Source organism: Crossiella sp. SN42, from assembly GCF_023897065.1.
Taxonomy (GTDB): Bacteria; Actinomycetota; Actinomycetes; order Mycobacteriales; family Pseudonocardiaceae; genus Crossiella.
In genome coordinates this window covers 58,890-73,871 of sequence record NZ_JAMHIV010000024.1, presented here as the reverse complement: position 1 = coordinate 73,871, position 14,982 = coordinate 58,890, and the positions used below count along the sequence as shown (strand labels likewise).

The 14,982-nt window shown below is 71.4% G+C and carries 17 protein-coding genes; 12 read left to right on the top strand and 5 right to left on the bottom strand.

The features are described 5' to 3' along the window. The first annotated feature begins 115 nt into the window (after nt 1–115). The 6 genes from M8C13_RS27510 (at nt 116) to dnaB (ending at nt 4,714) form a co-directional block, all read left to right on the top strand. A complete protein-coding gene (locus M8C13_RS27510; RefSeq protein ID WP_252483609.1) occupies nt 116–1,078 on the top strand; it encodes a hypothetical protein in 963 nt (320 codons plus the stop codon). A 114-nt stretch (nt 1,079–1,192) separates the two neighbouring features. Then, on the top strand, nt 1,193–1,540 hold the full coding sequence (gene rpsF / locus M8C13_RS27505) for a 30S ribosomal protein S6 (protein ID WP_283662286.1): 348 nt from the start codon (nt 1,193–1,195) through the stop codon (nt 1,538–1,540). A 20-nt stretch (nt 1,541–1,560) separates the two neighbouring features. Then, on the top strand, nt 1,561–2,067 hold the full coding sequence (locus M8C13_RS27500; protein WP_252483608.1) for a single-stranded DNA-binding protein: 507 nt from the start codon (nt 1,561–1,563) through the stop codon (nt 2,065–2,067). Between the two features lie 81 nt (nt 2,068–2,148). Further along, entirely contained in the window at nt 2,149–2,388 is a 240-nt protein-coding gene (gene rpsR / locus M8C13_RS27495; RefSeq protein WP_252483607.1) for a 30S ribosomal protein S18, read from the top strand. A gap of 27 nt (nt 2,389–2,415) precedes the next feature. After that, nucleotides 2,416–2,868, top strand: coding sequence for a 50S ribosomal protein L9 (gene rplI, locus M8C13_RS27490; RefSeq protein ID WP_252483606.1), 453 nt, complete (start codon nt 2,416–2,418; stop codon nt 2,866–2,868). 472 nt (nt 2,869–3,340) lie between these two features. Further along, nucleotides 3,341–4,714 carry a replicative DNA helicase gene (gene dnaB, locus M8C13_RS27485; RefSeq protein ID WP_252483605.1) on the top strand — a complete coding sequence of 458 codons (1,374 nt, stop codon included), beginning with the start codon at nt 3,341–3,343 and terminating at the stop codon, nt 4,712–4,714. Nucleotides 4,715–4,736: 22 nt separating this feature from the next. Here dnaB and M8C13_RS27480 read toward each other — a convergent pair whose 3' ends face one another. Beyond that, the gene (locus M8C13_RS27480) at nt 4,737–5,327 is read right to left on the bottom strand and encodes a DUF664 domain-containing protein (protein ID WP_252483604.1); all 591 of its coding nucleotides are present in this window, start codon (nt 5,325–5,327) and stop codon (nt 4,737–4,739) included. Between the two features lie 48 nt (nt 5,328–5,375). Here M8C13_RS27480 and M8C13_RS27475 point away from each other — a divergent pair, with 48 nt between their 5' ends. Next, nucleotides 5,376–6,416 (top strand): LLM class flavin-dependent oxidoreductase, encoded by a 1,041-nt coding sequence (locus tag M8C13_RS27475; RefSeq protein ID WP_252483603.1) that lies wholly within the window; start codon nt 5,376–5,378, stop codon nt 6,414–6,416. Nucleotides 6,417–6,426: 10 nt separating this feature from the next. Here the strand turns inward: M8C13_RS27475 and M8C13_RS27470 are convergent, their stop codons facing one another. Continuing rightward, entirely contained in the window at nt 6,427–6,993 is a 567-nt protein-coding gene (locus M8C13_RS27470; protein WP_252483602.1) for a dihydrofolate reductase family protein, read from the bottom strand. A gap of 9 nt (nt 6,994–7,002) precedes the next feature. Continuing rightward, the gene (locus tag M8C13_RS27465; RefSeq protein WP_252483601.1) at nt 7,003–7,737 is read right to left on the bottom strand and encodes a TetR/AcrR family transcriptional regulator; all 735 of its coding nucleotides are present in this window, start codon (nt 7,735–7,737) and stop codon (nt 7,003–7,005) included. A gap of 83 nt (nt 7,738–7,820) precedes the next feature. Between M8C13_RS27465 and M8C13_RS27460 the strand changes: the two genes are divergently transcribed. The 3 genes from M8C13_RS27460 (at nt 7,821) to M8C13_RS27450 (ending at nt 10,908) form a co-directional block, all read left to right on the top strand. Beyond that, nucleotides 7,821–8,753 (top strand): zinc-binding dehydrogenase, encoded by a 933-nt coding sequence (locus M8C13_RS27460; protein WP_252483600.1) that lies wholly within the window; start codon nt 7,821–7,823, stop codon nt 8,751–8,753. 193 nt (nt 8,754–8,946) lie between these two features. After that, complete coding sequence (locus tag M8C13_RS27455) at nt 8,947–9,792, top strand: DUF4097 family beta strand repeat-containing protein (protein WP_252483599.1); 846 nt, start codon at nt 8,947–8,949, stop codon at nt 9,790–9,792. Between the two features lie 30 nt (nt 9,793–9,822). Then, nucleotides 9,823–10,908, top strand: coding sequence for a serine hydrolase (locus M8C13_RS27450; protein ID WP_252483598.1), 1,086 nt, complete (start codon nt 9,823–9,825; stop codon nt 10,906–10,908). On the opposite strand, the gene M8C13_RS27445 is transcribed toward M8C13_RS27450, so the two are convergent. Beyond that, nucleotides 10,905–12,890: an alpha-amylase family protein gene (locus M8C13_RS27445; protein ID WP_252483597.1), complete on the bottom strand. Its 1,986-nt coding sequence runs from the start codon at nt 12,888–12,890 to the stop codon at nt 10,905–10,907. The two genes, M8C13_RS27450 and M8C13_RS27445, sit on opposite strands and share 4 nt — an antisense overlap. Before the next feature lie 100 nt (nt 12,891–12,990). On the opposite strand from M8C13_RS27445, the gene M8C13_RS27440 reads away from it, so the two are divergent. Both M8C13_RS27440 and M8C13_RS27435 read left to right on the top strand, forming a co-directional pair. After that, entirely contained in the window at nt 12,991–13,749 is a 759-nt protein-coding gene (locus M8C13_RS27440; protein ID WP_252483596.1) for a TetR/AcrR family transcriptional regulator, read from the top strand. A 22-nt stretch (nt 13,750–13,771) separates the two neighbouring features. After that, nucleotides 13,772–14,281 (top strand): nuclear transport factor 2 family protein, encoded by a 510-nt coding sequence (locus M8C13_RS27435; RefSeq protein WP_252483595.1) that lies wholly within the window; start codon nt 13,772–13,774, stop codon nt 14,279–14,281. On the opposite strand, the gene M8C13_RS27430 is transcribed toward M8C13_RS27435, so the two are convergent. Then, entirely contained in the window at nt 14,262–14,936 is a 675-nt protein-coding gene (locus M8C13_RS27430) for an SDR family oxidoreductase (protein WP_252483594.1), read from the bottom strand. The genes M8C13_RS27435 and M8C13_RS27430 overlap by 20 nt on opposite strands. Between the last annotated feature and the right edge of the window lie 46 nt (nt 14,937–14,982).

The window sequence follows — 14,982 nt, the reverse complement described above, 5'->3', positions numbered from 1 at the left end:
GAGTGGAGTCTTGTGTGTCATTCCGTCATGGATTGGAGTGGCAACCGTCACTTAGTCGACCTACCGTCGTTGGACCCAGAGACGTTACCGACCGGTACGCACCGGAGGGATGGGCATGCTCGCTCGACTCGCACGGCTTTCCGTGGCATCCGTGCTGCTCGCGATGGCGGGCATGGTCGGGCTGGCTGGCCCCGCGCTGGCTGCTGAACCGATCGTGATCGGCGACTGCTCGGCCACCGTCCAGGGCAAACCGGGCCAGCCGATCCAGCTCAGCGCGGGCGCGGTGGCCGCGCCGGTGGTCGAGGTGGTCAAGCGGGTGCCGCTGCTCGGGCCGCCGCTGGCCGGCGCGGTGGACAAGGCGGTGCGCGCGCTGCCGCCGATCCCGATCGGCGCGGTGCCCGACGGCAAGGGCGGGTTCATCACCGGCGGCCAGATCGCCAACGGCGTCACGGATGCGCTGCGCAAGATCCCGCTGCTCGGGCCGATCCTCGGCGAGGTGGTCAAGGGTGTGCAGCAGGTGCTCAGCGGCGGCTGCGGGGTGACGGTCAAGACGCTGAACACCGCGGTCGCGCCGATCCAGGACGGGGCCAAGAACCTGCCCGGCGGCGGCTCGACCACGCCGAAGCCCCCGCCCGGCACCACCAACCCCGGTCAGCCGGGCCCCGGCAAGCCAGGCACCGGCACCCCGCCGCCCGGCAGCACCAACCCGGGCACGCCCGCTCCCGGCACGCCCGGCTCCGGCACGCCGATCCCGGACTTCCAGCTGCCGCGCCTGGAGGGCGGCGGCCTCTACGACTACGGCCGGGTGCCGCTCTACGACTACTCGGGGCTGCCGGTGGCCACGCCCGGTGGACTCGGCGCGCTGGCGCCTGGCGACCGCTACGGGCAGGCCTCGCCCGGCTCGCCGGGGGCCTACGGGCTGCCCGAGGGCGACGGGGTCGCCTCGGCCGGTCAGGCCCGCGCGCTGCCCACCGGCGGCGCTGGGCGGGTGGCCGCTCCGGTGCTGGTCGCGGTGCTGATGCTGTCCATGGTGACCGCCGCGCTGGTGCGTACCTGGGTACTTCGCCGGACCGTCTGATCACCGATTGGGAGCAACGGGCACTGGGCTGTTAGCCTGCTCGGGTTGCTGACGCGACGACCCTCCTGCCACGGAACGTCCGTGGCCGATTAGTCCACAGGAGGTGAGGTCTACGTGCGTCACTATGAACTGATGGTCATCCTGGACCCCAACGTGGACGAGCGCACTGTCGCTCCCACGCTGGACACTTTCCTCAACGTCATCCGCACTTCGGGCGGGAACGTGGAGAAGGTCGATGTCTGGGGCAAGCGCCGGTTGTCGTTCGAGATCAACAAGTCCCCTGAGGGGATTTACGCGGTCATCGACATCAACAGCACGCCGGACGCGGTCAAGGAGCTCGACCGCCAGCTGGGCCTGCAGGACACCGTCCTGCGCACCAAGGTCCTGCGCCGCGACCCCGCCAAGTTCGCCAAGGCCGCCGCGAAGGCTGCTGCCAAGGCGTCCAAGGGCCCCAAGGCCTGACGGCGGGAGAGCGCTGAATCATGGCTGGTGAGACGGTAATCACGGTGGTCGGGAACCTGACCGCCGATCCGGAACTGCGCTTCACCCAGTCCGGCGCGGCCGTGGCGAGCTTCACCATCGCCTCCACGCCCCGCACGCTCGACCGCGCCAGCGGCGAGTGGAAGGACGGCGAAGCGCTGTTTCTGCGGTGCAGCATCTGGCGCCAGGCGGCGGAGAACGTCGCCGAGTCCCTGACCCGCGGTATGCGCGTGGTCGCCCAGGGACGCCTGCGCCAGCGCTCCTTCGACACGAAGGAAGGCGAGAAGCGCACCGTCATCGAGCTGGAGGTCGACGAGATCGGCCCCTCGCTGCGCTACGCCACGGCCAAGGTCAACCGCGCCAGTCGCGGTGGCGGCGGTGGCGGCGGCGGCGGCGGTGGGTACGGCTCCTCCGGCGGCGGCAGCGCGCCCGCGGACGACCCGTGGGGCTCCGCGCCGCCTGCCAGCTCCGGTGGCGGTGGCGGCTTCAACGACGAGCCGCCGTTCTGATCCGGCTGCCTCGCCAGCGCTCCTGCTCCGCACCCCTCGAGACTCCGAACACGACCACGTCCAGCTCCAGGAGGACGACACATGGCTAAGCCGCCTGTGCGCAAGCCGAAGAAGAAGGTCTGCGCGTTCTGCAAGGACAAGACCGCGCACCTGATCGACTACAAGGACACCGCGATGCTGCGGAAGTTCATCTCCGACCGCGGCAAGATCCGTGCCCGCCGGGTCACCGGCAACTGCTCCCAGCACCAGCGGGACGTCGCCATCGCGGTGAAGAACTCGCGCGAGATGGCGCTGCTGCCCTACACCTCCACCGCTCGCTGACCCAGAGACCATAGAGAGGAGTTGGCGATGAAGCTCATTCTCACCGCTGACGTGACCGGCCTCGGTGGTCCTGGTGACATCGTCGAGGTGAAGGACGGCTACGGCCGCAACTTCCTGCTGCCCCGCGGCCTGGCCATCGTGGCCACCAAGGGCGCGGAGAAGCAGGTGCAGACCATCCGGAGGGCGCAGGAGGGTCGCAAGATCCGCGACCTGGACCACGCCAAGGAGGTCAAGGCCACGCTCGACGGCCTGGGCTCCGTGCAGCTGACCGGCCGCGCCGCGGCCGGTGGCGGCAAGCTGTTCGGCTCGGTCACCACCGCGGACATCGTGGCCGCGATCAAGGCCGCTGGTGGGCCGGCGCTGGACAAGCGCTCGGTCGAGACCTCCGGCCACATCAAGACCACCGGCAAGCACACCGTCGCGGTGCGCCTGCACCCGGAGGTCACGGCCAACGTCAACCTCGTGGTTGCCGCAGGCTGAGCACGCTCTGCTCGACATCGAGCACAGGCGCCGCCCGAACGGGGCTACTCCATCCGGGAGGCGCCTGTGCTCGTTTGTCTCAGCGTCACAGCACGTTTTGTCAGTTGTGACACCCGGCCCGCGACACGCCGCAAACGCGGTTATACGCGACACGCCGGGCCGAGTTCCGGTTAGTTTTTCCACATCGCACACACAGGCCCTGACCAGCGGGCTTTGATTTTTCCTCGCAGGTTCTCCCCAAGTTGTCCACAGGGCACGGGACGCTTGTGGTCAGCTGTGCACAGCCATCCCCAGGCTGCCCACAGGTCGATCCACAGGCTGGTTTGCCTGCTCCAGACGGGGGACCTAGCGTCGCGACTGCGCGCCGGCGGTGACGGCCGGGCCGGACCGAGCTCCTCGGACCGGCGGCCGTCTTGTCAGGGGTCGCGAGCAGAATCCTGGTGGGCTCGAGCTTTGGTGGAGGTGCACGACCGTGGCCGTGGTGGACGACCGTGACTTCAGGGGCGGCGACTCCTCCGGCGGCTTCGAGCGGCAACCACCGCAGGACCTCGCGGCCGAGCAGTCGGTGCTGGGCGGCATGCTGCTGTCCAAGGACGCCATCGCCGACGTGGTCGAGGTGGTCCGCCCGAACGACTTCTACCGGCCCGCGCACCAGTCGGTTTACGAGTGCATCCTCGACCTCTACACCAGGGGCGAGCCCGCCGACGCGATCACCGTCTCGGCCGAGCTGGAGCGCAGGGGCGAGCTGCTGCGGGTCGGCGGCGCGCCGTACATGCACACCCTGATCGCCACCGTGCCCACCGCGGCCAACGCGGGCTACTACGCCGAGATCGTGGCGGAGAAGGCGGTGCTGCGGCGGCTGATCGAGGCCGGCACCAAGATCGTCCAGCTGGGCCACCACGGGGCGGAGGGCTCCGACGTGACCGAGGTGGTGGACCGGGCGCAGGCGGCCATCTACGAGGTCACCGAGCGGCGCACCACCGAGGACTACGTGGCGCTGGAGGACCTGCTCCAGCCGACCATGGACGAGATCGACGCGATCGCCAGCCGCGGCGGCAACGCCCTCGGCGTGCCCACCGGCTTCATGGACCTGGACGCGCTGACCAACGGCCTGCACCCAGGCCAGATGATCATCGTCGCGGCCCGTCCCGGCGTCGGCAAGTCCACCCTCGGCCTGGACTTCGCCCGCTCCTGCTCGATCAAGCACGGCATGTCCAGCGTCATCTTCTCGCTGGAGATGAGCAAGACCGAGATCGTCATGCGCATGCTCTCCGCCGAGGCCAGGATCCGGCTGGCGGACATGCGCGGTGGCCGGATGACCGACGACGACTGGACCCGGCTGGCCAGGCGGATGAGCGAGATCAGCGAGGCGCCGCTGTTCATCGACGACTCGCCGAACATGACCATGATGGAGATCAGGGCCAAGGCCAGGCGGCTCAAGCAGCGGCACGACCTCAAGCTGATCGTGCTGGACTACATGCAGCTGATGACCTCCGGCAAGAAGGTCGAGTCCCGGCAGCAGGAAGTCTCCGAGTTCTCCCGAAACCTCAAGCTGCTGGCCAAGGAGCTGCAGGTGCCGCTGGTCGCGATGAGCCAGCTGAACCGAGGCCCGGAACAGCGCACCGACAAGCGCCCGATGCTCTCCGACCTCCGCGAGTCCGGCTCGCTGGAACAGGACGCCGACATGGTGATGCTGATCCACCGCCCGGACGCCTGGGAACGCGACGACCCGCGCGCGGGCGAGGCCGACCTGATCATCGCCAAGCACCGAGCAGGTCCCACCGCGACCATCGTGGTCGCCCACCAGCTGCACTACAGCCGCTTCACCGACCTGGCCCAGGGCTGAGGCGGCGTCCGCAGCGCTACGGTCAGCTGCGCTGACCAGTTGGACCGCTCTTGGGGTGCCATCCGCGCGGAGGGTCCTCACCGACCAGACCGTCCACGGCTTCGCGGAGCAGATCGGCGTGTCCGGTGTGCCTGCCGTACTCCTCGATCAGGTCGCAGACGAGCCGGCGCAGGTTGGCCCGGCGTCCGTCGGGGCAGGACACGTGCACGAGCTGGTCGAGTCCGCCGTCGGCCAGGGCCGCGTCGAGACGAGCCCGGGATCGTTCGACAGCACCGTCCCACAGCGTGTAGAGCTGTTCGGGGGTGTCGTCGGCGGCGGAGGTGAAGGTGTGCTCCCAGTCGTTGCCGCCGTCCCAGCCGATGGTGTCCCATGGTGGGCCTATCGGCTCCCCGCTCAGTTTGGTGGTGAACATGTAGTCCTCCGCGGCGGCGAGGTGCTTGAGCAGGCCGCCGAGGGTCAGCGAGGAGGCGCCGACGCGGGTCCGGAGCCCGGTCGCGTCGAGGTTGTCGGCCTTCCAGCGAAAGGTCGTGCGCAGCCGGTCGAGCGCACCCTTGAGGTGCTCGACCTCGTTACCGGCCAGGGGTGGCTCCCATGGGGGATCGCTGTTGGTCATGGGAGCAGACCGTAGACCTGATGCGGACAATGGTGCTGGAGGAAAGTCATGCGCGCAGGCGTCGTGGTCACGGCTCAGCCCGGGGTGGAGGACCTGGCCGTGCTGGCCGAGGAGCTGGGCCTGCACAGTTTCTGGGTCAACGACACCCCGATGGTCCACGGCGACCCCTTCATCGCGCTCGGACTGTGTGCGAAGGCCACCAGCCGGATCAAGCTCGGCATCGGCGTGACCTCACCGGCGTTGCGCTCGGCGCCGGCCGCCGCGAGTGGGTTCGCCAGCCTCAACGCGCTGGCGCCGGGCCGGATCGTCTGCGGGGTCGGCACCGGGAACACCGCCCGGCGCACCCTGGGCATGCCGCCGGTCTCGGTGGCCGCGCTCGAGGAGTTCACCACCGCGCTGCAGGACCTGTGTGCGGGTGGCTCGACCGGATACCGCGAAGGTGACCGCGTCCGCGACGTCCGGTTCCTGCACACCGGGGCGCAGGTGAACACCGCCGACCCGATCGAGTTCGTGGTGGCCGCGCTCGGACCGAAGGCCGCCGCCGCGGCCGGTCGGCGCGGCACCGGCCTGATCTCCTTCGGGCTGCTGGACCCCGTCGCCTGGCGCGCGCTGCACGACGCCCGCCGCCACGCCGCCCGGCACCCCGGCTCCGCCACGGACTCCTACCTGGTCACCGCGCTGCACGTGCTCGGCGAGGGCGAGGACCCGCACGGCGAGGCGGCCCGCGACGCGACCGGCCACCTCGTGCTGTCGCTGCTGGCCTTCGCCGGCGACGCACCCTCCTTCGCCGAGCAGCTCGGCCCGGCGGAACGCGAAGCGGTGCGGCGACTGCTCGACCGGCGCGGCACCATCGCGACCGCGCCGGACCGGCACACCAAGCTCTACCCCGGCTACCTCGGGCGCATCGCGCCGCAGGACCGCGACCTGGTCCTGCCCTCGCTGATGAACATGCTGGCTCTGGTCGGCACCCGCGCGGACCTCCGCGCCCGCATCAGCATCCTGGCCCAGGCCGGTGTCGACGAGCTGCTCATCCAGCCGGTGGTCGACCCACCGACCGAGATGGCTCAGCTCGCCGAACTCCTCGCCTGAGCGGACGCGCTCAGCGCCTCGTCTCGTACCTGGTCAGGACCACGCCGCCGGGGAACGTCCGGGTCTCCACCAGGTTCAGGTTCAGCCGGCTGTCCAGCGCGGTGCAGAACGGCGTGCCGCCGCCCACCAGCACCGGGTAGGTGGCCAGCACGTACTCGTCGATCAGCCCGGCCCGCATGGCGGCCCCGGCCAGCGTCGCGCCGCCGAGGCTCATCGGGCCGCCGTCCCCGGCCTTGAGCCTGCTGATCTCGGCGACCGCGTCGCCGGTGACCAGGCGGGTGTTCCAGTCGACCTTCTCGATCGTCGAGGAGAACACCACCTTCGGCATGTCCCGCCAGTTCCGGGCGAACTCGATCTCCGCCGGAGTGGCGCCGGGTTGCTGGTCGCCGGTGGGCCAGTAGGAGCTCATCGTCTGCCACAGCTTGCGCCCGTACAGCGTCAGGGCGGTCGCCCGCTCATAGTCGAGCCACCACTGGAACAGCTCGCCGCTCGGCGGCCCGCCCCAGCTGATGTCGTCGCCGGGCGCGGCGATGTAGCCGTCCAGGGTCACGTTCATGCCGTAGACCAGTTTCCGCATCGTGCCAGCCTAGGCGCGATCCGCGGGCTCGATCAGGGCGCGGAACCCGGTCAGCAGCGCGGTGAGGCCGACCTCGAACTCCTCGTCGCCGCCGACCTCGGCGAGGACCTCGGCGTGCTGGACGAGCAGCGGGAAGGTCGCGGCGTCCCGGGAGCGGAACAGCTCTCGCCGGTGCCGCTTCTCCGCCGGGTCCTGCCGGTCGAGTCCGAGGTTGAAGTGCACCGAGCCGATGACGAAGGTGGCCAGCGCCGAGGCGGCGGCGGAGGCGAGGCCGGGGCGCAGGCCCGCGCCGATGAACAGGGCGAGGGCGTACTGCATCCCGGCCAGCGAGTTGGGGCCGAGCCGCTCGGTCCCGCGCAGCAGCGAGGCCACGCCGGGATGCCTGCGCAGGTGCTCGCGGAACCGGCGGGCCGACCACGCCGCCTGCTCGGCCCAGTCCGCGTCCTCCGGCGGCGGCGCGCTGGCCACGCTGACCGCCCGGTCGATGAGCAGGGTCACCAGCTCTTCCCGGTTGCGCACGTGCCGGTAGAGCGAGGCCTGCGTGCAGCCCAGCGCCTCGGCCACGTTGCGCATGGTCAGCGCGGCGGCCCCGCGCTCGTCGAGCAGGGCCATGGACGCGTCGAGGATGCCCTCGAGGGTCAGTGACCGCCGCCGTCGCTGCCGCGCGGGTTCGCTCTCCCTGGCCAGCCACCAGGCGGCCGTTCCCGGTCGCGGCGCCTCGGCGGTCGTGCTCGGTTCGTCCACCGGACCAGGATAGCGCTATGCGAACACACATCACTTAAGTTAAGTTAACCGCGTTCGCATAACGGCCCGAGGAAGGACACACCATGCGCGCCGTACGGAACACCGATCAGGGCATCGTCGTGGCCGAGGCCGACGAGCCGGCCGGTCCGGGGATCCGCCTCGCCGTCGCCTCGATCGGCATCTGCGGGACCGACGTCAACTTCGCCCTGGGTGGCGTGCAGGGCTACACCTACGGCCACGAGTTCGCCGGCACCACCGCCGACGGCCAGTCCTACGCCGTCGAACCCACCGTCTACTGCGGCGAGTGCGACCAGTGCCGCGCCGGCCACGTCCAGCGGTGCGAGGCCCCCGGGCACGGCACGCTCGGCATCTTCCGGGACGGCGGCATGTGCGATGCGGTGACGGTTCCCGAGCAGATGCTCATCCGGCTGCCACCCGGCCTGGACGTGCGGGACGCCTGCCTGGTGGAGCCCGCGTCGGTGGCCGGGCACGGGGTCCGCACCGCGGCGCTGGCGCCAGGGGAGCGGGTGGCGGTCGTGGGCGGTGGCAGCATCGGGTTACTGGCCGCGGCAACGGCCCGGCAGCAGGGCTTCGAGGTCGATCTCGAGGCGCGCCACGAGCACCAGCGGACGGCCGCGGAACGCCTGGGCGCGGGCGCGGTGACCGGCGGCTACGACGTGGTGATCGACGCCGCGGGCTCTGAGGCCGGGCTCGCCCGGTGCGCCGAGCTCGCCCGCCCCGGCGGCCGCGTGGTGCTGCTGGGCGTGTACCAGCAGACCGTGCCCATCCCGGGCATCGTCAGCCTGGTCAAGGAGCTGACCTACCTCAACTCCATCGCCTACAGCAGGCACGACGGCATCCGCGACACCGAACAGGCCGCGGCCCTGCTCGCCGCCAACCCCGAGATCGCGCAGACGGTGATCACCCACCGCTTCCCCCTCGACGAGGCCGCCGAGGCCTTCCGCGTGGCGGGCGACCGGGCCGCCGGAGCCACCAAGGTCGTTCTGCACCCCTGACTGAACTGGCGCGCTGGCACCACTGATCTTCTCAGTGGTGCCGCGCTTGACCAGCATGTTTCCCCCTAGTGGTGCCAGCTTGCGCACAAATGGAGCCCAGCTGGCTTGCGGTGGTGCCATATCTGTGCCATTGTGGCACCCATGGAGCTGGTTCGTAGCTCCGGTCACCACACCACCTTCCTGGGGGACAGCCATGCCTACTTTCCCGACGCCCGAACCGGTCTCCGTCACCCTTGAGCTCGGTGTCGGCAGCGTGCGGATCTCCGCGAGCGACCGGACCGACACCGCGGTCGAGGTGCGCCCGCGCGACCCGGCGGACGCCTCCGATGTGCGGGCCGCGCAACGGGTCCGCGTCGAGTGCGCGGACGGCGTGCTGCGGGTCATCGGGCCGAAGGCGGGCCCGTTCGACTTCTCCCGCAAGACCAGGTCGGTGGAGGTGTCCATCGACCTGCCCACCGGTTCGCGGTTCGCCGGTGAGGTGCAGGCCGGGGACCTGCACGGCACCGGCCTGCTCGGCGAGTGCCGGTTCAAGACCGGTATCGGCAGCGTGCGGGTGGAGCGGACCGGCAAGTTGCGGGTGGTCACCGCGGCCGGTCAGGTCACCGCGACCGCGGTGGACGGCGACGCCGACATCCGCACCGGCACCGGGAAGGTCCGCCTCGGCGAGGTCGAGGGCACCGTGCTGGTCCGCAACCCCAACGGCGACACCACGATCGCCGCGGCGGCCGGCCAGGTGCGGGTGCGCTCGGCGAACGGGGACATCGCGGTGGACCGGGCGGGCGCGGGCGTCGAGGCGAAGACCTCCAACGGCAGCATCCAGCTCGGCGAGGTGATCCGCGGCGTGGTGGAGCTCGGCACCGCGGTCGGCGACCTGGAGATCGGCCTCGCCGAGGGCACCGCCGCGCGGCTCGCGGTGACCACCAAGTTCGGCCAGGTGCACAACCTGCTGACCACCACCAGCCAGCCCGCGCCCGCCGACGAGACCGTCGAGCTGCGCGCGCACACCTCCATCGGCGGCATCACCATCCGCCGTTCCTGATTTCCCACCTACTCGAAACGAGGGACAGCCATGCCTGAACTCACCGAAACCGATCGCCCGGAGTTGCAGACCGCCATCGAGGAGGCGGTCGCCCTGGGTTGCGCTGGAGTGCAGCTGCGGGTGCACGACGAGCGGGGCGAATGGGTCGGCAGCGCCGGGGTGCGCGAACTGGGCCAGACCGCGAAGCCGCCGACGGACGGACTGTTCCGGATCGGCAGCAACACCAAGACCTTCACCGCCACCGCGGTCCTGCAGCTGGTGGCCGAGGGCAAGCTCGGACTGGACGCCCCGGTCGCCGACTACCTGCCGCGGCTCCCGCTGGACCCGAGGATCACGGTGCGGATGATGCTGGCGCACACCAGCGGACTGTTCAGCTACACCGGCGAGTTCTTCCCCGACGGGACGATCGTGCGCGGGATTCCCTTTGAGGGCAAGGAATGGGTGGAGAAGCGGTTCCACAGCTACCAGCTGGAGGAGCTGGTGCGGATGGGCCTGGCCAAGCCAGCGCGGTTCGAGCCCGGCACCGACTGGAGCTACTCCAACACCAACTACGCGCTGGCCAGGCTGCTGGTCGAGCAGGTCACCGGCTGCTCCTTCGCCGAGGAGCTGGACCGGCGGATCCTGCGACCGCTCGGCCTGCGCGGCACCGTGGTGCCCGGTGACTCGCCGGAGATCCCCGGACCGCACGCGCACGGTTACGTCCGTTACGAGGACGCGGGCGAGTGGAAGGTGCTCGACGTCGCCCGCCAGAACCCGTCCTGGTCTCCCGGTTCCGGCGACATGATCTCCACCACCCAGGACCTGCACACGTTCTTCTCCGCGCTGATGGCCGGCAGGCTGCTGCCCGCCCCGCTGCTGGCCGAGATGCGCCAGACGCACCCGGTCTCCGGCTTCGGCCTGGGCGTGCGCGCGCAGGAGGCCCCGGACGGCGGCACCCTCTACTTCCACAACGGCGGCACCCAGGGCTACGGCGCGCTGATGTACGGCACCCCCGACGGCGGCAAGACCCTGACCGCCTCGGTGACCGCCGGGGACACCGAGGTCGACATGGCCGAGGCGTTCCAGAAGGTGATGGACCGGCTGGTGAACGAGGTCTTCGGCGGGCAGGCAGGCTAGCCCTCGAAGACCACCGTGGCGGCCACCCTGGTCTCCGGCACGGTGACGCACCAGCGGTCACCGGTGCGGCGGACCGGCAGCTCGACGCCGCAGCGCACCTCTGCCGCCCTGGTCACCGCGAGGTCGGCGGCCAGCGCGATCTCGATGTCCCGCAACGGGATCGGGTCCTCCAGGAACTCGACCCGGCCGCGTGGGGCGCGCAGCGGCGAGTGGTTGACCAGGTGCACGATCCAGCGTTCCGGGCCGGTGGCGGTGCGGGGCTGGTGGGTGAGGGTGACCTCGGCGCTGGCCGGGGCGGTGGTGCGGACCAGGGGTTCGGGCAGCAGGCCGTCGAGCAGCCTGGCGGTGAGCTCGCGGTAGATCCAGTAGCCGTGGTTGAGGTAACTGCGGCCCAGCGGGAAGGCCAGCGCGCCGAGGCCGGGGGCCTGCACCGCGGTCGCGTACTCGCTGACCACGCCGGAGGGCGGCACGGCGTACCCGGTCAGGTGCACCGGGTCAGCCGTGGGCTCGGTCAGGCGGGCGTGCACGGTGACCCCGGGGCCGACCGTCCAGCGGGCGCAGCCTTCGTAGAGGGCGAAGTCGTAGCCCGCGTACCGCTGATCGTCGCCGAGGATCGGCCCGCTGATGCTGGTGTAGGGGCGCTCGAACTCCGCTTCGCCGTGGTAGCGGCCGGACAGGCCGGCCGGCCACAGCTCCGCGCTCTCGCCGACGCGCAGCGCGCCGTGTGAGGCGAGCACCGCGCCGCCGGCGTCCAGGTACCGGTTGAGGCGGGCGGCCAGCCCGGCGTCCACCGTGAGCAGCTCGGGCAGCACCAGCAGGCGGTAGCGCTCGAAGTCGGCGGTCAGGTCGACGATGTCGAACTGGAGCTGGCGTTCCATCAGCAGCCGGGCCGCGCCCGCCACGCCGGCGCCGCGGACGAACCCCTCGACGAACGCGTCCAGGCCCTCGGCCAGCTGGTCGGCCAGCCAGCCGTCCTCGGCGCCGCCGCCGTCCACGCCGAACTGGGTCAGCGGCGGGCCGTCGGCCAGGATGGCGGCCTCGGTGACCGGCACCGCGCCCTCCAGGTAGGGCTGGATGCGCTCGATCTCGGCGTAGGCCTCGCCGATGGTCGCGTACACCGCGGGGTCCAGCCGCAGCGCCGGGCCGGGATCGTCGCCGATGTCGCAGCGCAGGCCGTTGGCCACGATCCCGGCCAGCTCGGTACGCAGCTGGAGCGGGTGCTTGAGCCCGCCGTAGTCACCCCACTGGGTGGCGAAGCGGCCCGGCATGCCGTACACCGGCCGCCCCAGCGTGCGGGCGTACCTGGCGTGCACCGGCAGGTAGCCGTAGCCCCAGACCCCGGTCGCCATGCCCTCGATCTCGATGGTGTCCACAGTGGACACTCGATCCGCGGATCCCAGCACCGCCAAGGTGTTGCAGGTGACCTGGACCTCGGGCCGGATGGACCGGACGTGCTCGGCCAGGCAGCGCGCGCAGTAGCACTCGGCCACCGACAGCGGGCCGGGGTTGACCATGTCGAACCACATGCCGTCCACCGCGCACTGCCGGAGGATCTCGCCGGTGTGCGTGAGCGCCACCTCCAGCAGGCCGGGGTGGGACAGGCACAGCTGGCTGACGTCCGGCACCTCGCCGACCGGCGGCAGGCCGGTGCGCCGGTCCCGCCGCATCACCAGCCACTCCGGGTGCCGCTGGGCGAGGTGCTCGTCCCAGGCGAACGGGTACAGGGCCTGCACCCGCAGGTTGGCCGCGCGGCAGGCCTCGACCTGACCGCGCAGCAGGTCCCAGGTCGCCGGTCCCGGCCGGGCGCTGGGGAAGTAGCAGTTGCCCTGCACGTCCTTGGCCACCACCACGACCGCCTCGACGTGCGCGGCGCGCAGGGTGGCGGCGAACTCCGCCGGGTCGAACCCCGCGCCGACGCCGTGCACCTCTGGGCTGTTGTTGAAGTCCAAGATGACCTTGCGCCAGGGCTGTCCATCACTCATCACCGTCATCCCCTCAAAACGGCGAACACTGTTCGGAGTAAAACTCCGCACACCGTACGGTGTTCTAGGATTGCCGGTCAAGGCACTGGCTGGGAGGCACATGACAACCGAGTACGCGGGCCAGGGCGACGCCGACCGCACCCTTGAGCTGCTCTGGGGCCTGGCCGAACCACCGAGCCGGGGCCCCAAACCGAGGCTGAGCGTGCCGGCGATCGTGCGCGCCGCGATCGAGATCGCCGACGCCGAGGGCCTGGCCCAGCTGTCCATGCGCAAGGTGGCCGACCGGCTCGGCGTCGGCGCCACCTCGCTGTACACCTACGTGCCGGGCAAGCACGAGCTGATCGACGTCATGCTGGACACGGTGATCGGCGAGGTGCCGCGGCCCGACGGCAAGGGCGACTGGCGGACCCGGCTGGCCCGGATGGCCAGGGACGACTGGGCGCTCTACACCCGGCACCCGTGGATCCTGCACATCGCCGGCCACCGACCGGTGATGGGGCCGAACACGCTGGCCGCGGCCGGCTCCGCGCTGGGCATCCTGGCCGGACTGGGCCTGCCGGAGGACGAGGTGATCACGATGATCGACTTCGTGGACGGCTACGTGCGCGGCATGGCGCGGGACGCCGCGGACGCCGCCCAGGCCGAGCAGCGCACCGGGCAGACCGACGAGCAGTGGTGGGCCAGCCAGATCCCGCTGTGGCACAAGCACTTCGACGTCACCGCCCGCCCTGACCTGCCGGACCCGGCGCGGGTGGCCGCGGTCGCCGGCGCGCACGAGCGCAAGTTCGAGTTCGGCCTGCAGCGCATCCTGGACGGGATCGCCGGCTACCTCGCCGAACGGGGCTTGACTTCAAGTTAACTTGAAGTTGCACCCTGGGCGCATGCCGACCATCGAGGACGAGCTGGCCGCCCTGCGCGCCCAGGTCCGCCTGCTCAGCGACCGCGCGGAGATCGGCGCGCTGATCGACGCCTACGCGCTGAGCCTGGACGAACGGCGCTTCGACGCGGTCACCTCGGCCGCGCTGTTCACCCCCGAGGTGCGCTTCGACTTCCCGGTGGGGGAGCAGGAGACGCTGGAGAACTACGCCGAGGCCGGGCACGCGGTGATGGGCCAGTACGAGCTGACCCAGCACGTCACCGCCAACCACGTGATCGACCTGCGCGGCGACCACGCCTCGGTGCGCTGGAACGCGATCATGACGCACGTGCACCTGCGGGAGACCACCGAGGCCAGGGGCGAACGGCCGGGGGCGCACTTCGACGTGGGCGCGTTCTTCACCGCGACGGCGGTGCGCACGCCGGGCGGCTGGCGGTTCAGCCAGCTCTCGCTGCGCGCGGGCTGGACCGCGGGCAGGCCGCCGTTGCGGGTGGTCAGGCGGGACGCAGGATGATCTCGTCCACGTTGACGTGCGGCGGCTGGCTCACCGCGTAGAGCACCGCGCGGGCCACGTCGGCCGGGGTCAGCTTGGGCTCGGCGGCGCGCTCCGGCGGGATGCCGCCGGTGTCCACCAGGCCGGGCTGGAGCAGGCTGACCCGCAGGCCGGTGCCCGCGCACTCGGCGCGGATGTTCTGCGCCAGCCCGGTGACCGCCCACTTGGTGGCCGAGTACAGGTTGCCCGGCCGGATGCCGCGGCCGGCCGCGGAACCGGTGAGCACCAGGTGTCCGTTGGCGCGCAACAGTTCCGGCAGGGCCGCGCGGGCGGTGAAGGCGGCCCCGCAGACGTTGGTCAGCACCATGCCCGGCCACTGCTCCGGCGGCGCGCCGTCCTCGGTGCGGAAGCTGGTGGACACGCTGTGGCCGGCGTTGGCGAAGACCACGTCCAGCCGCCCGAACTCCGCCACGGTCCTGGCCACCAGCGCCCGCACCTGTGGCCAGTCCGCGACATCGCAGGGCACCGCGAGCCCGTCCAGCTCGGCGGCCAGCGCGGCCAGCGGCGCGGCGGTGCGCCCGGCGAGCACCACCCGGAAACCCTGCTCGGCGGCCAGCCGGGCGGTGGCCGCGCCGATCCCGCCCGCCGCGCCGGTGACGATCATGACCTTCGACATGCGCTGATCGTGGCAGCAGTGGGGGAAAGCCCACCACCGCACGGGT

Excerpts from the sequence above, each read along its gene's own strand:
- M8C13_RS27510 (WP_252483609.1), top strand. The coding sequence starts at position 116 with ATGCTCGCTCGACTCGCACGGCTTTCCGTGGCATCCGTGCTGCTCGCG.
- M8C13_RS27500 (WP_252483608.1), top strand. The coding sequence starts at position 1,561 with ATGGCTGGTGAGACGGTAATCACGGTGGTCGGGAACCTGACCGCCGAT.
- rpsR (WP_252483607.1), top strand. The coding sequence starts at position 2,149 with ATGGCTAAGCCGCCTGTGCGCAAGCCGAAGAAGAAGGTCTGCGCGTTC.
- rplI (WP_252483606.1), top strand. The coding sequence starts at position 2,416 with ATGAAGCTCATTCTCACCGCTGACGTGACCGGCCTCGGTGGTCCTGGT.
- M8C13_RS27480 (WP_252483604.1), bottom strand. The coding sequence starts at position 5,327 with ATGACCAACAGCGATCCCCCATGGGAGCCACCCCTGGCCGGTAACGAG.
- M8C13_RS27475 (WP_252483603.1), top strand. The coding sequence starts at position 5,376 with ATGCGCGCAGGCGTCGTGGTCACGGCTCAGCCCGGGGTGGAGGACCTG.
- M8C13_RS27470 (WP_252483602.1), bottom strand. The coding sequence starts at position 6,993 with ATGCGGAAACTGGTCTACGGCATGAACGTGACCCTGGACGGCTACATC.
- M8C13_RS27460 (WP_252483600.1), top strand. The coding sequence starts at position 7,821 with ATGCGCGCCGTACGGAACACCGATCAGGGCATCGTCGTGGCCGAGGCC.
- M8C13_RS27455 (WP_252483599.1), top strand. The coding sequence starts at position 8,947 with ATGCCTACTTTCCCGACGCCCGAACCGGTCTCCGTCACCCTTGAGCTC.
- M8C13_RS27450 (WP_252483598.1), top strand. The coding sequence starts at position 9,823 with ATGCCTGAACTCACCGAAACCGATCGCCCGGAGTTGCAGACCGCCATC.
- M8C13_RS27445 (WP_252483597.1), bottom strand. The coding sequence starts at position 12,890 with ATGAGTGATGGACAGCCCTGGCGCAAGGTCATCTTGGACTTCAACAAC.
- M8C13_RS27440 (WP_252483596.1), top strand. The coding sequence starts at position 12,991 with ATGACAACCGAGTACGCGGGCCAGGGCGACGCCGACCGCACCCTTGAG.
- M8C13_RS27435 (WP_252483595.1), top strand. The coding sequence starts at position 13,772 with ATGCCGACCATCGAGGACGAGCTGGCCGCCCTGCGCGCCCAGGTCCGC.
- M8C13_RS27430 (WP_252483594.1), bottom strand. The coding sequence starts at position 14,936 with ATGTCGAAGGTCATGATCGTCACCGGCGCGGCGGGCGGGATCGGCGCG.